At 67.7% G+C, this 14,403-nt stretch carries 13 protein-coding genes and 1 tRNA gene; 13 read left to right on the forward strand and 1 reads right to left on the reverse strand.

Annotation, left to right across the window (positions count from 1 at the left end; genetic code table 11):
* Positions 1-124 precede the first annotated feature (124 nt).
* A tRNA-Leu gene (locus ACIBO8_RS08055) sits at positions 125-198 on the reverse strand.
* 133 nt (positions 199-331) lie between these two features.
* On the opposite strand from ACIBO8_RS08055, the gene ACIBO8_RS08060 reads away from it, so the two are divergent.
* The 13 genes from ACIBO8_RS08060 to ACIBO8_RS08120 all read left to right on the forward strand — a co-directional run bounded on the left by ACIBO8_RS08060 (position 332) and on the right by ACIBO8_RS08120 (position 14,311).
* Positions 332-955: an ANTAR domain-containing response regulator gene (locus ACIBO8_RS08060; protein WP_396114384.1), complete on the forward strand. Its 624-nt coding sequence runs from the start codon at positions 332-334 to the stop codon at positions 953-955.
* Positions 956-1,146: 191 nt separating this feature from the next.
* Positions 1,147-2,310: a branched-chain amino acid ABC transporter substrate-binding protein gene (locus tag ACIBO8_RS08065; protein ID WP_396114385.1), complete on the forward strand. Its 1,164-nt coding sequence runs from the start codon at positions 1,147-1,149 to the stop codon at positions 2,308-2,310.
* A gap of 79 nt (positions 2,311-2,389) precedes the next feature.
* Positions 2,390-3,340, forward strand: a complete 951-nt coding sequence (locus ACIBO8_RS08070) for a branched-chain amino acid ABC transporter permease (RefSeq protein ID WP_396114386.1) — start codon at positions 2,390-2,392, stop codon at positions 3,338-3,340.
* Positions 3,337-4,482, forward strand: a complete 1,146-nt coding sequence (locus ACIBO8_RS08075; RefSeq protein WP_396114387.1) for a branched-chain amino acid ABC transporter permease — start codon at positions 3,337-3,339, stop codon at positions 4,480-4,482. The genes ACIBO8_RS08070 and ACIBO8_RS08075 overlap by 4 nt, the downstream gene beginning before the upstream one ends.
* A 53-nt stretch (positions 4,483-4,535) precedes the next feature.
* Complete coding sequence (locus tag ACIBO8_RS08080; RefSeq protein ID WP_396114750.1) at positions 4,536-5,375, forward strand: ABC transporter ATP-binding protein; 840 nt, start codon at positions 4,536-4,538, stop codon at positions 5,373-5,375.
* Positions 5,365-6,075, forward strand: a complete 711-nt coding sequence (locus ACIBO8_RS08085; protein WP_396114388.1) for an ABC transporter ATP-binding protein — start codon at positions 5,365-5,367, stop codon at positions 6,073-6,075. The genes ACIBO8_RS08080 and ACIBO8_RS08085 overlap by 11 nt, the downstream gene beginning before the upstream one ends.
* A 28-nt stretch (positions 6,076-6,103) precedes the next feature.
* Positions 6,104-7,012 carry an ABC transporter substrate-binding protein gene (locus tag ACIBO8_RS08090; RefSeq protein ID WP_396114389.1) on the forward strand — a complete coding sequence of 303 codons (909 nt, stop codon included), beginning with the start codon at positions 6,104-6,106 and terminating at the stop codon, positions 7,010-7,012.
* Positions 7,013-7,019: 7 nt separating this feature from the next.
* Positions 7,020-8,030, forward strand: a complete 1,011-nt coding sequence (locus ACIBO8_RS08095) for an amino acid ABC transporter permease (protein WP_396114390.1) — start codon at positions 7,020-7,022, stop codon at positions 8,028-8,030.
* Positions 8,027-8,791 (forward strand): amino acid ABC transporter ATP-binding protein, encoded by a 765-nt coding sequence (locus ACIBO8_RS08100; protein ID WP_396114391.1) that lies wholly within the window; start codon positions 8,027-8,029, stop codon positions 8,789-8,791. The genes ACIBO8_RS08095 and ACIBO8_RS08100 overlap by 4 nt, the downstream gene beginning before the upstream one ends.
* 336 nt (positions 8,792-9,127) lie before the next feature.
* Positions 9,128-11,818, forward strand: coding sequence for a DNA polymerase I (gene polA, locus ACIBO8_RS08105; protein WP_396114392.1), 2,691 nt, complete (start codon positions 9,128-9,130; stop codon positions 11,816-11,818).
* Between the two features lie 556 nt (positions 11,819-12,374).
* Positions 12,375-12,932 carry a hypothetical protein gene (locus ACIBO8_RS08110; RefSeq protein WP_396114393.1) on the forward strand — a complete coding sequence of 186 codons (558 nt, stop codon included), beginning with the start codon at positions 12,375-12,377 and terminating at the stop codon, positions 12,930-12,932.
* A 36-nt stretch (positions 12,933-12,968) separates the two neighbouring features.
* On the forward strand, positions 12,969-13,355 hold the full coding sequence (locus ACIBO8_RS08115) for a transposase (RefSeq protein WP_396114394.1): 387 nt from the start codon (positions 12,969-12,971) through the stop codon (positions 13,353-13,355).
* Positions 13,356-13,966: 611 nt separating this feature from the next.
* On the forward strand, positions 13,967-14,311 hold the full coding sequence (locus ACIBO8_RS08120; RefSeq protein WP_396114752.1) for an ArsR/SmtB family transcription factor: 345 nt from the start codon (positions 13,967-13,969) through the stop codon (positions 14,309-14,311).
* Positions 14,312-14,403: the final 92 nt, after the last annotated feature.

Raw genomic sequence — 14,403 nt, forward strand, 5'->3', positions numbered from 1 at the left:
CCGGGCGCGGTCGCCGGAGAGCCGGCTGGCCACCGTGTTCCGGGCACCCCGAGGGCCCGGTGAATCGCCGCGAACGGCATGCCGGCGGACCTCAGGGCCATCGTCCGCGGGTACGACACTTCGGTGTCCCCGGTGGGATTCGAACCCACACTGAATGGATTTTGAGTCCATCGACTCTGCCGATTGGTCTACGGGGACGAGCCGTGCCCGGTTCGGGGCCGAGTTGGCCACGGCGATACGAGCAGGACACACACTACCCACTACGCTGTCAGGGGTGACACCCAGATACCCGGGTGTCGCGTCTTCGCAGAGTGTTGGGGGTAGGGGTTTCGTGGCCGACACGCAGGCGGGTGCCGAGCGCAGGCGGGTTCTGATCGCCGAGGACGAGGCGCTCATCCGGCTGGATCTGGCCGAGATGCTCGTGGAGGAGGGTTACGACGTCGTCGGGGAGGCCGGTGACGGCGAGACCGCCGTGCGGCTGGCCGAGGACCTCACGCCGGACCTCGTGATCCTCGACATCAAAATGCCGATCATGGACGGGCTGGCCGCCGCCGAGCGGATCGCCGGCGGGCGGATCGCCCCGGTCGTCATCCTCACCGCCTTCAGCCAGCGGGACCTGGTGGAGCGGGCACGGGCCGCCGGTGCCATGGCGTACCTGGTCAAGCCCTTCCAGAAGTCGGATCTGGTGCCCGCCATCGAGATCGCGCTCTCCCGGTATTCGGAGATCGCCGCGCTGGAGTCCGAGGTGGCGGGCCTGACCGATCGGTTGGAGACCCGGAAGTCGGTCGAGCGGGCCAAGGGCGAGCTCATGACGAAGTACCAGATGACCGAGCCGCAGGCGTTCAAGTGGATCCAGCGCACCGCCATGGATCACCGGATGACCATGCGGGAGGTGGCCGACCGGATTCTCGCGGAGGGTGACGATTCGTCCGGCGCGGCGGCCGGAACTGCCTGATTGTTACACCTTCTCCGTGTGAGCATCACCGCACGTAACGGTTCGGTGAATGCCCGTGTGAACACTTACCCACAGCCCGGAGGTTGGGATAGCGTCCGGCCCCATGACGGGCGGCGTGTGTCGTGGAGCACTGCAAGTGCCAATCGACCTGCGGTGGCTCGGTGGGTTCGGTATGGAGGAGGGTTCCAACCTTGAGGCAGGTTCTCGCACGAGCCATCGGTGGGCTGGCCGTGATCGGCCTTGTCGCCGGTGCCGCTGCCTGCAACAGCAGCAGCAGCTCCGAAAACTCGGCCAGTGGTAACTGCGGCTACAAGCTCGCGTTCTTCGGCGCCCTGACGGGTTCCGCGGCGAACCTCGGTGTCAACATCGAGCAGGGCTTCGAGCTCGCGGTCAAGCAGTACAACACCAAGAAGGGCTCCGAGTGCATCACGGTCGCCAAGTTCGACTCGCAGGGCGAGCCGGCCGTGGCCCCGGGTGTCGCCCGTAACCTGGTCGCGGACAAGAAGATCCTCGGCATCGTCGGCCCGCCGTTCTCGGGTGAGTCCGAGGCTGCCGACCCGATCTTCGAAGAGGCCGGCATCCCGACGATCACCCCGTCGGCGACCCGCACCTCGCTGTCGGCGAACAACTGGAAGACGTTCCACCGCGCGGTCGCGAACGACGACTCGCAGGGCCCGGCGGCGGCCAACTACATCAAGGACGTCCTGAAGGCGCAGAAGGTCTTCGTCGCCGACGACCAGTCCGCGTACGGCGCCGGCCTGGCCGACGTGGTGAAGAAGACGCTGGGCAGCGCGGTCGTCAAGACGGACAAGACCGAGGCCGACGGCAAGCAGACCGACTTCTCGGCGGTCGTGCAGCGGGTCGTGTCCTCGGGCGCGACGGCGATGTTCTACGGCGGCTACTACCAGAACGCCGGCCTCATCCGGAAGCAGCTGACGGCGGCCGGTTGGAAGGGCGTCCTGGTCGGCGGCGACGGCATGAAGGACCCGGGCCTGGCCAAGGCCGCGGGTAACTCGGCGGCGGCCGGCACCATCGTGACCTGCCCGTGCTCCCCGCCGGAGAAGGCGGGCGGCACGTTCGTCGCGGACTACAAGAAGCAGTGGAACGTCGACGCCGGTACGTACAGCGACGTGGCGTTCGACGCCGCGAACATCTTCCTGGCGGGTATCGACGCGGGCAACACCACCGCGGAGAAGCTGAACACCTACCTGTCGACGGCCAACTACACCGGCATCGCGAACACGTACAAGTGGACGCAGACCGGTGAGCTGGACCCGGCCTCGATCAAGGTGTGGGCGTTCAAGTTCGACCAGAGCGGCAACACTGTCGCCGACCAAGAGGTCAAGACCTCCTGATTCTGGTGTAACTCTCTGTAGGGCCGGTGCGGCCGGATGATCTCCGGCCGCACCGACTTCTTCGTTTCAGGAGCCCCTTGTGAACTTCTCCGGTCTGATTCAGGACCTTGGGCCGCTCACGATCACGGGCCTAGCGCAGGGCGCGATCATCGCGCTCTTCGCGCTGGGTTACACCCTGGTCTACGGCGTGCTCCGCCTGATCAACTTTGCGCACTCCGAGGTCTTCCTGCTCGGTTCCTACGCGTGTCTCATCGTGTGGGGATTCTTCGGGCTGGACCAGAACTCGGCCACCCCCAACATGTTCGCGGTCCTCGGCTACCTGCTGCTGGGCCTGATCGCGGCGATCCTCATCTCGGGTCTGACCGCCCTCGGCGTCGAACTCGTGGCCTACCGGCCGCTCCGGCGCCGTAACGCACCTCCGCTGGCGTTCCTGATCACCGCGATCGGCGCCTCGCTGTTCATCTCCGAGACCGTCGGCGTCATCACCAAGCGCAACATCACGGGTGTCCCGCCGCTGATCCGGCCGACCGACGTCGTCGTGATCGGCAACATGCACGTGACGAATCTGCAGATTCTGATCATCGTGCTGGCGCTCGTGATGATGTTCGTGCTCGACCGCTTCATCAACCGGTCGCGGCTCGGCCGCGGCATCCGCGCCGTGGCGCAGAACCCGGACAGTGCGGCGCTGATGGGCGTCAACAAGAGCCGGGTCATCGCGCTGGTCTTCCTGCTCGGTGGGCTGATGGCGGGTGTCGCCGCCGTCATGTACGACTTGAAGATCGGTGTCACCCGGTTCGACGCCGGCTTCCTGCTGGGCATCGAGGCGTTCACCGCCGCGGTCCTCGGCGGTATCGGCAACCTGCGCGGCGCGCTGCTGGGTGGCCTGCTGCTGGGCGTGCTGCAGAACTACGCGGCCAGCCTTTTCGGCACGCAGTGGCTGCACGCCGCGTCGTTCGTGCTGCTGGTGTTGATCCTGCTGGTCCGTCCGACGGGCCTGCTGGGCGAGTCTCTCGGGAGGGCCCGCGCATGACTACGGAGGCGACTAGCACGGCTCCGGCGCAGGCGCCGGACAAGAAGAACTGGCGCGCCTCGGGCGGTGTCCGCGGCTGGTTCGGTCGTCAGCACTGGGCCGTCCGTACGGTTCTGATCATCATTTTCGCGGTGCTGGCCTACCTGCTGCCGTACGTGGCGCAGGTGCCCGTGATCGGCCCGCAGATCGTCACCGAGGGCATCGACTGGCCGAGCGCCCTGTTCAACATGTCCTACTACGTTCTGCTGGCTCTCGGCCTGAACGTGGTCGTCGGGTTCGCCGGCCTGCTGGACCTCGGGTACGTCGGCTTCTTCGCGGTCGGTGCCTACACCGTCGCGATGCTGACGTCGCCGGACAGCGTCCTGCACACCAAGTGGGCGTGGGTTGCGGCCATCCCGGTCGCGCTGGCGGTCGCGATGGTCTCCGGCCTGCTGCTGGGCTGGCCCACGCTGCGGCTGCGCGGTGACTACCTGGCGATCGTGACGCTGGGCTTCGCCGAGATCATCCGTATCTTCGCGACGAGCTCCGAGACGCTGCGCGGCGACCGGGGCTTCGCGGACATCCCGCACCCGCCGGGCAAGTACGCCGACGGCAAGGCGATCTTCGGTGTCGCCGACGCGACGCCGTACTACTGGCTCGGGCTGTCGGTGATCATCCTGGTGATCCTGGGCGTCCGGAACCTCGACCGCAGCCGGGTCGGCCGCTCGTGGCTCGCGATCCGCGAGGACGAGGAGGCCGCCGAGATCATGGGCGTCCGGACGATCAAGTACAAGCTGTGGGCGTTCGCCATCGGCGCGTTCATCGGCGGCCTGGGCGGCGTCATGTTCGCCGGCCAGCAGGGCTTCATGAACTCGCAGACGTTCATCCTGCAGTTCTCGATCCTGGTGCTCGCCGGCGTGGTCATGGGTGGCTCCGGCAACATCTTCGGCGCCATCCTGGGCGGCGCGCTGATCTCGTACATCCCGGACCGGCTGCGCGGCATCGAGGACCCGATCTTCCACACGGACCTGTTCGGGTTCCGCTTCGCCATCTTCGGCGCGGTGATCATCGTGATGATGATCCTCCGGCCGCAGGGCCTGATCCCGAGCCGCCGTCGCGCGATGGAGCTCAAGGACCGTGAGAAGGAGGTGGCTCCCCAGTGAGCGAGCCACACATCGAGACTCCGCAGGAGCTCGACGAGGCCAACGCGCGTCCGGTGGACCGGCCGGTCCCGACCGGGGATGGGGGTTCCGCCCCGGCGGGGTCACCGCACGAGCGCTCCAGCGACGTGCTGCTGGAGGTCGAGAACGTCACGCTGCGCTTCGGCGGCGTCGTGGCGCTCAACGACGTCAGCTTCAGCCTGCGCCGGGGCGAGATCTTCGGCCTGATCGGCCCGAACGGCGCCGGCAAGACCACCTGCTTCAACGCGATGACCGGCGTCTACCGGCCCACCAGCGGCGCGATCCGCTTCCAGGGCGAGTCGATCGTCGGCCGCAGGAAGCACGAGATCACGCGCGGCGGGATCGCCCGTACCTTCCAGAACGTGCGTCTCTTCCCGGAGATGACCGCGCTGGAGAACGTCATGGTGGGCGCCGACGCGCACCACAAGACCAGCGTGATCGGCGCTCTCTTCCGGCTGCCCCGGCACTGGAAAGAGGAGAAGGCCGGCCGGGAGAAGAGCCTCGAGCTGTTGCGCTTCGTGGGCATCGAACGCCGGGCGGGCGAGGTCTCCCGGAATCTCTCGTACGGCGAGCAGCGCCGGCTGGAGATCGCCCGCGCGCTGGCCACCAACCCGACGCTGCTGTGCCTCGACGAGCCGGCGGCCGGCTTCACCCCGGCGGAGAAGGTCGAGCTGCTCGCCCTGATCCGCAAGATCCGTGACACCGGGGTCACCGTCCTGCTCATCGAGCACGACATGCGCCTGGTCATGGGCGTCACGGACCGGATCGTGGTGCTGGAGTTCGGCAAGAAGATCGCCGAGGGTACGCCCGCCGAGGTGCGGGACGACCCGAAGGTGATCGCGGCGTACCTGGGGGTCCCGACCGATGCTGCTTGAGTTGCAGGACATCACGCTGCTGTACGGCCGCATCCAGGCCCTGCACGGCATCAGCATGACCGTCGGCGAGGGCGAGATCGTGGCCCTGATCGGCGCCAACGGCGCCGGCAAGACCACGACGATGCGGGCGATCTCCGGACTGCGCCCGGTGGCGCAGGGCTCGATCCGCTTCAACGGCGAGGACATCACCAAGATGCGCGCCGACCTGCGCGTGGTCCGCGGTGTGTCGCAGTCGCCGGAGGGCCGCGGCATCTTCCCCGGGATGACCGTGCGCGAGAACCTCGAGATGGGCGCCTACACCCGCCGCAACCGGGCGGAGATCAAAGAGGACATGGACCGGGCCTTCAGCCTGTTCCCGCGGCTCAAGGAGCGCGAGAAGCAGGTCGGCGGCACCATGTCCGGCGGTGAGCAGCAGATGCTCGCGGTCGGCCGGGCGCTGATGAGCCGCCCGAAGCTGCTGCTGCTCGACGAGCCGTCCATGGGTCTCGCACCGATGCTGATCCAGCAGATCTTCGACATCATCGTCGAGATCAACCAGCAGGGCACGACGGTCCTGCTGGTCGAGCAGAACGCCCAGCAGGCACTGTCGCGCGCCCACCGCGCGTACGTGCTGGAAACCGGCCGGATCGTGAAGACGGGTACCGGCGCCGAACTGCTGCACGACTCCTCGGTGAAGGACGCCTACCTCGGCGTTGCCTGAGCCACACCCCCCGTAATAAGGAGTATTGATGTTCCGCATAACTTCGGGCCGCCGGGCGATTCTCGGCCTGGCCGTCGCGGCGGCGATGACCGTGTCGCTGTCGGCCTGCGGCGAAGAGTCCGGCGACGAGACCGGCTCGGGCACCCCCGTCCCGTCGGCCTCGGCCGACACCGCCCTCGCCGACAAGGTCCCGGCCGCGATCAAGTCCGCCGGAAAGATCATCATCGGTACGGACTCCACGTACGCGCCGAGCGAGTTCCTCGACGCGGACGGCAAGACCATCAAGGGCTTCGACGTCGACCTCTTCGACGCCGTGGCGCAGAAGCTGGGCCTGAAGACCGAATGGCAGTCGGCCAAGTTCGCCGACATCATCCCGGGCGTCGGCTCCGGCAAGTACAACATCGGCGTCTCCTCCTTCACCGTGAACCCGGACCGGATGAAGCAGGCGACGATGGTGTCCTACTTCTCCGCCGGCACGCAGTGGGCGGCGAAGTCCGGCGCGACGATCAACCCGGACGACGCCTGCGGCAAGAAGGTCGCCGTGCAGGTCGGCACCGTTCAGGTCGACGACATCACGGCCCGGTCCAAGAAGTGCACCGGTGCCGGCAAGCCGAAGATCACGGTCGACCAGTACCAGGCCCAGAGCGACGCCACCAACGCGGTCCTCTCCGGCAAGGACGACGCGATGCTCGCGGACTCGCCGGTCTCCGCGTACGCGGTGCAGCAGACCAACGGCCAGGCCGCCCTGGTCGGCGACATCTACGACTCGGCGCCGTACGGCTACGTCCTGCCGAAGGACCAGGCCGAGTTCGGCGGTGTCGTCGAGAAGGCGCTCGAGTCGCTGATCGCCGACGGTACGTACACGGCCATCCTCACCAAGTGGGGCGTCCAGGCCGGCGCCATCACCGACCCTGCCGTCAACCCGAAGGCCTCTTGATACGCGTATGAGCGACCAGACGACAACATCCGTACGGGCACGGCCGGAGGCCATCAAGGCTGTGCCCGTACGGCACCCCGGACGCTGGGTGGCGATCGCGGGCCTCGCGGTGCTGGCCGCGATGTTCATCCACCTGTTGGTGACCAACGACCGCTTCAACTGGCGGTTCATCTTCGTCAGCATCGGCAACGGCAAGCGCGGCGTCATGTTCACCGGCCCGGTGCTGGAGGGCCTGCGGGGCACGATCCTGCTGACCGTGCTCGCCATGCTCATCGGAGTCGGGCTCGGCATCGTCGTCGCGATCATGCGGCTGTCGCCGAATCCGGTGCTGTCGTGGGTCGCATGGCTCTACACCTGGGTCTTCCGGGCGGTGCCCCGGCTCGTGCTCGCGATCCTCTTCGGCAACCTGGGGATCCTGTGGGAGCGGATCGGCTTCGGCCTGCCGTTCGACCGGCAGATCGGCGCTCTTTTCGGCATCCACGACCTGAATGCTCAGTTCTTCAGCATCAAGGCCACGGATCTGCTGTCCGGCTTCGTCGCCGGTGTGCTCGCGCTCGGGCTGTCCGAGGCGGCGTACATGGCCGAGATCGTGCGGGCCGGCATCCAGTCGGTCGACCCGGGTCAGGCCGAGGCCGCGTCGGCGCTGGGCATGTCCGGCGGGCGGGTGCTGCGCAGGATCGTGCTGCCCCAGGCGATGCGGGTCATCGTGCCGCCGACCGGCAACGAGACGATCGCCATGGTCAAGGACACCTCGCTCGTGGCGTTCGTACCGGTCACCTACGAGTTGTTCTTCCAGCTCGAGGCGATCAGTTCCCGTACCTTCATCGTCCTTCCCGTGCTGGTCGCCGCCTGCCTCTGGTACCTGATCCTCTGCAGCGTCCTGATGGTCGTGCAGTTCTTCGTGGAGCGTCATTTCGGACGCGGCTACGGGGCCGCTGCCCGGGCGAAGGTGCGCCTGCGGGCGATCGCGGCGGAGCAGGGCGGGGCGCTTCCCCCGGAGGAAGGTGCTGTGAAATGACCGACGAGATGATCCGCACCGAGAACGTCCACAAGTCGTTCGGCTCGCTCGAAGTCCTCAAGGGCGTCGACCTCGTGGTACGGCCCGGCGAGGTGTGCTGCGTCCTGGGCCCGTCGGGCTCGGGCAAATCCACCTTCCTCCGGTGCATCAACCACCTCGAGAAGATCAACGCCGGCCGCATCTTCGTGGACGGCGACCTGATCGGCTACCGGGAGCGTGGCGGCAAGCTCCACGAGCTCAGGGAGAAGGAGGTCGCCGCGCAGCGCCGGTCCATCGGCATGGTCTTCCAGCGGTTCAACCTCTTCCCCCACATGACGGTCCTCGACAACGTCATGGAGGCGCCCTGCCGGGTCAAGAAGGAGAACAAGGCAGAGGTACGCGACCGCGCGGTCGCGCTGCTCGAACGGGTCGGCCTGGGCGCCAAGACCCACAACTACCCCTCGCAGCTCTCCGGCGGCCAGCAGCAGCGCGTGGCGATCGCCCGGGCGCTGGCGATGCGTCCCAAGCTGATGCTCTTCGACGAGCCCACCAGTGCGCTGGACCCGGAGCTGGTCGGCGAGGTGCTGGACGTCATGAAGGACCTCGCCCGCGACGGCATGACCATGGTCGTGGTGACGCACGAGATCGGCTTCGCGCGCGAAGTCGGTGACTCGCTGGTCTTCATGGACGGCGGCGTGGTGGTCGAGCAGGGATCGCCGCGTGAGGTGATCGCGAACCCGCAGGAGGAACGCACCAAGGCCTTCCTCAGCAAGGTTCTGTAGAGCTTTGCAGCGCTGAGAGCCCCCGGACGAATCCAGTTCGTCCGGGGGCTCTTACTGTCAGCAGTTCGCCCCGATACTCCGGCAGGAACTCTTCCATCCTCATGGCTCCCTGGGTCCAGCAATGCCCGGGATCAGCGGCCACAGGGTGAGCGACGACAATGCCAGGAGGGTTTTGCGCATGCCCGAACCCTCGAAGTAGCAAGATCAACATCCAATTCACACATTGATTCGTTTCGTCGCACCCGGATTTCTCGCGCGGCCGCCCCGCACCCGGCCCGCAGCCGCGGGCGAGGCGGTGCCCGTTTGTGTCGTACCCCGGGACTAGAGTTCTCGGACGTGAGCGCCGACGCCCAGACCCCCCGCTTGCTGCTGCTCGACGGCCACTCGCTGGCCTACCGGGCCTTCTTCGCGCTGCCCGTGGAGAACTTCTCCACGCAGACGGGCCAGCCGACCAATGCCGTGTTCGGCTTCACCTCGATGCTGATCAACATGCTGCGCGACGAGAAGCCGACCCACATCGTGGTGGCGTTCGACGTCTCGCGGCAGTCGTTCCGCACCGAGAAGTACGCGGAGTACAAAGCCGGCCGGTCCGAGACCCCGCAGCCGTTCCAGGGCCAGGTCAGCCTGGTCAAGGAGGTGCTCGAGGCGCTGCGCATCCCGGTCGTGGAGAAGCCCGGCTACGAGGCGGACGACGTCATCGGCACACTCGCCTGCCAGGCCCGCGACGCCGGCTTCGAGGTGGTCATCTCCACCGGCGACCGCGACGCGTTCCAGCTCGCCGGTGAGCACGTCACGATCCTCTACCCGGTCCGCGGCGTCTCCGAGGTCTGGCGGATGACTCCCGACGCCATCGAGACGAAATACGGCGTGCGCCCCGAGCGCTACCGCGACAAGGCCGCCCTCGTCGGCGAGGCCAGCGACAACCTGCCCGGCGTCCCCGGTGTCGGCGACAAGACCGCGGCCAAGTGGATCAATCAGTACGGCGGCCTCGACGGCATCATCGCGCACGTCGACGAGATCAAGGGCAAGGCGGGCGAGAACCTGCGCGCCCACCTGGCCGACGTCATGCGCAACTACGAGATCAACGCGCTCGTCTGCGACCTCGAACTGCCGCTGCGCCCCGAAGACGTCAAGTGGCAGGGCTGGGACCGCGAGGCCGTGCACCAGGTCTTCGACGCGCTTGAGTTCCGGGTGCTGCGCGAGCGGCTGTATTCGTACCTCGAGGCCGTGGAGCCCGAGGCCGAGTCCGGCTTCGACCTCTCCGGCAGCGTGCTGCGCACCGGTGAGGTGGCGGCGTGGCTGACCGAGCACGCCCAGGCCGCACCGGTCGGCGTCGCGGTCACCGGCCGCTTCGGCCGTGGCACGGGCTCGCTCACCGGCATCGCGGTGGCCACCGGCGACGGCCCGGCCGCGTGGTTCGACCCGGCCGCCCTCGACGAGGCGGACGAGCACGCGGTGGCCGCCTGGCTCGCCGACCCCGACCGCCCGAAGATCATCCACGACGCGAAGCCGGCGATGCTGGCGTTCCGCGCCCACGGCTGGGCGCTGGCCGGCGTACGCGTCGACACCGCCCTCGCCGCCTACCTCGCCAAGCCCGACCAGCGCGCGTACGACCTGACCGACCTCGCCCTGCGCTACCTCAAGCGTGAGCTGCGCGTCGACGCCCCGGACGACGGCCAGCTCACCCTCGACGGCCTCGGCGACGAGGGCGCCGCGGAGCAGAACGTGATGCTCCGCGCCCGCGCCACCCTCGACCTGGCCGACACCCTCATCGAGGAGCTCTCCCGCGACGACGGCGCCTCGCAGCGCCTGCTGGCCGAGGTGGAGCAGCCGCTGGAGGTCGTGCTCGGCGAGATGGAACACGTCGGCATCGCGGCCGACACGCACTACCTCTCCGAGCTCGAGGCTCATTTCGCCGCCGAGGTGAAGGCGGCCCAGCAGGCGGCACACGAGGTGGTCGGGCGCGAGTTCAACCTCGGCTCCCCGAAACAGCTGCAGGAGATCCTCTTCGTCGAGCGCAACCTGCCCAAGACCAAGCGCATCAAGTCCGGCTACACCACCGATGCCGACGCGCTGCAGAACCTGTTCGCCCAGACCGGCGACCCGCTGCTCGAGCACCTGCTGCGCCACCGCGACGTCGCCAAGCTCAAGTCCACCGTGGACGGCCTGCTGAAATCGGTCTCGGAGGACGGCCGCATCCACACCACCTTCAACCAGACGGTGGCGGCGACGGGCCGGCTCTCCTCGACCGACCCCAACCTGCAGAACATCCCGATCCGCACGGAGGAGGGCCGCCGCATCCGCCGCGCCTTCGTCGTGGGCGAGGGCTTCGAGTCCCTGATGACGGCCGACTACAGCCAGATCGAGATGCGCATCATGGCGCACCTCTCCGGCGACGAGGCCCTCATCGCCGCCTTCAACTCCGGCGCCGACTTCCACGCGGCCACCGCCTCATCGGTCTTCCACGTCCCCGTCGACGAGGTGGTCCCCGATCAGCGCCGCAAGATCAAGGCCATGAACTACGGCCTCGCGTACGGTCTGAGCGCCTTCGGCCTGAGCAACCAGCTCAGCATCACCACGGAGGAAGCCCGAGGCCTGATGGCCGAATACTTCGAACGCTTCGGCGGCGTCCGCGACTACCTCCAGGCCGTCGTCCGCCGAGCGGTCCAGGACGGCTACACCGCCACCATCCTGGGCCGCCGCCGCTACCTCCCCGACCTGAGCAGCGACAACCGCCAGCGCCGCGAAATGGCCGAACGCATGGCCCTCAACGCCCCCATCCAGGGCTCGGCCGCGGACATCATCAAGGTCGCCATGCTCCACGTCGACAAGGCCATCCGCGAGGCCGACCTCAAATCCCGCATGCTCCTGCAGGTCCACGACGAACTCGTCTTCGACGTGGCACCGGGCGAACGAGAAGCCCTGGAAGCCCTGGTACGCCGCGAGATGGGCGCGGCGTACCCGCTGTCGGTCCCCCTCGAGGTCTCGGTAGGCCTCGGCCAGGACTGGAACGGCGCCGACCACTGACCCTCCGGCCGGCGCCGACCGTCTCTTCTCCGTTTCGGCGCCGACCCTGGGTGTCCGTCCCGGCGCCGGCCACGGACGTCCCGGCGCCGGCGCCGGCCACGGACGCTCCGGCTCCGGTCACAGACTCCCCGGGCCTGGAGCCACACGCACCATCCCAGCCGGCGTGACCACGGCCCCTACCGTCGGCGTCGACCACTGACTCCTTCAGGCCGGCGCGGGGCTGAGACTTTCCTCGGCCGATGCCGATGCCGATGCCGCGCCCCGGCCGGCGTCGACCACTTGTGCGACTACTCGGGTTGGTGTCGGCGCTGCAGCGCACTAGGTCCGTGACGGACGGAAATAATTGCCACCCCGACTGTCACCGCGATCGCGACCCCTCGCGGGGCTCGGCAGTCAACCGATAGCCCAGTGACTCCGTCATCAAACAGACATGGCGCTCAAGACCAGGTACGCACTTCTAGCCGATGAGCGTGCAATCGATCACGCCGTGAACGCACATCACAGCGGTTCGTCGGCTCATACCATCATCACAGGATGATCGAGGGTGAGCTCTAGCGTGGTGAACGAACAAGCCCGCGCATTTCCACTGTCCTGGCAGCCGGAAATGACCGACTACTTCCAGGCCTTCAGCGCTCGGAACCGGGCCAGCAAGGCTTGGCACAAGATCGGGGTGATGGCCCTGGTCCTCGCAACGTGCGCAGTCGGGGCGTTCAGGCTGGGGTACCCGAACTTTGCTTTCTTCGGTCTTGGACTGGCAGTGGCCTGTTTCCCCATGGTTCCGCTGGTGACCTGGCTGAGCACCCGTTCGGTGTGGCACCGCCGACCTGCGCTGCACACTCCTGTCCATGCCGTGATCTCGCTGTCAGCCGGCATCACCACCAATGGTCCCGTCATCGACATGAGCAGCGGCCAGGTGGCGATCACCGCGTTCTCCGGCCCGATCGACTGGCCTGCTACGAATCAGGTCCTCGAGACCAAGCGTGTCTTTGTCGTACAACTCACCGGCCACCGCGGCAAGCGGTTCCTCTTGCTCGCCAAGCGCGGGCTCGCCGATCCGATCGAGCTTGACGCACTACGCGAGATCTTGACAGGTGCTCACACGACGGCCGGATAGGCGGATAAGCCTCGTCCTGTTCTGCCGCGATCCGCGATGGCCCCACACGCCCAACCAACGCGCTCTGTAACAGGTGTCAGGCTTGCTCAGCGATCAGCTCGCGGATCGGTGAACGCGTCTGGAGCTGCGCGATCTCTACCGCGCCACAGATCCCGCCGGCGCCCGCGCCTACCTCAAACGCTGGTGCACCGCGAACGCAGCCGGATTCCTGCGTGCGCCAACCTCGTACGCCGCATCGAGAAGCACGCCGACGCCATCATCGCCGCGGTCGAACTCTCCAACTCCCGCCTCGAAGGCATCAACGCCAAGATCCGGCTCATCCGACGCCGCGGCTTCGGCTACCGCAACCTCGACGCCCTCACCGCAGCCATCTACCTCTGCCTCGGCGGAGTCACCCTCGACCTCCTACGGAAACTTGAGTAGTCGCCCACTTGTTCTCCCGGAAGGCGCCGGGAATGGAACCGCTCCGGTCGGTGCCGGTCCCGGGCTGCCGTCGCCGCGGGCGCCGTCCTCCTCATCGCTGAAGGCGAGTGCAGGAGACTTCCCCGACCGGCTCCGAGCGCGGACCCTTGAATTCGTAGCGCTCAACCGCGCCGCCGCTCCTCGAGGCGCTTCGGGAATCCGTCGGCGCCGAGCTGCCCGGTTCCACAGCAATCCCCGTCGGGTCTTGGACAGGGCGATACCGCCGCATCCCCCTACCTGAGCCGTAACGCACCCGATCGGGTGGCCGCCGACGATGTGATTCGCGGCCTATTCGGGCATCGCCCCCGGTCTTTCGGCTCCAGCTCGCCGCGCCTCACCTCGATGGTGGGGGAACGATGGATCCCGTTCCGACACCACCGTCCACCTCGGATTTAACAGCTGTTACGGCGCTGCATCGGCCTCAGGGCAGGCGGCGGGAGAAGCGGTGCCTGGAATGCATTCTGGCGCAGCGCAGCCGTTACGCGGCGCGGGAGAGCGAGCTGTCGGGATTCCGGCCTCTGCAACTTGCCTTGCTCTGCAAGGGTGGGCGCATGCCGAGCACTTCCATCGAGATGACATCGCAATCGGGGCCGTTAGCTCCCGTGGTGCGCCGGCCTCTCGAGGCCGACCAAGCGCGGGCGTTCGCACCGATGTTCAAGGCACTGGGTGACCCGGTACGACTCCGGCTCCTTTCCATGATCGCCTCCGCCGGCGGCGGCGAGGTGTGCGTCTGCGACCTCACCGGCTCCTTCAAGCTGACCGGCCCGACCATCTCCCACCACCTGAAGGTCCTCCGCGAAGCGGGCCTGGTCGACAGCGACCGGCGCGGCACCTGGGTCTACTACCGCCTGGTACCGGCCGCCCTCGCCCTCCTGGCCGGCCTCCTCGACGTCGGCGCGGTGGCTGCCTCCATCTGACAAGGCGTGGGTACGTCGGCGGGGCGGCGCCGGCGGCCGGGTCTGGCTAAAGCAAATGCATGGCAAGACGTCCCCGCAACGGCGTCGCCTCA

Source organism: Actinoplanes sp. NPDC049681 (assembly GCF_044465265.1).
GTDB lineage: Bacteria > Actinomycetota > Actinomycetes > Mycobacteriales > Micromonosporaceae > Actinoplanes.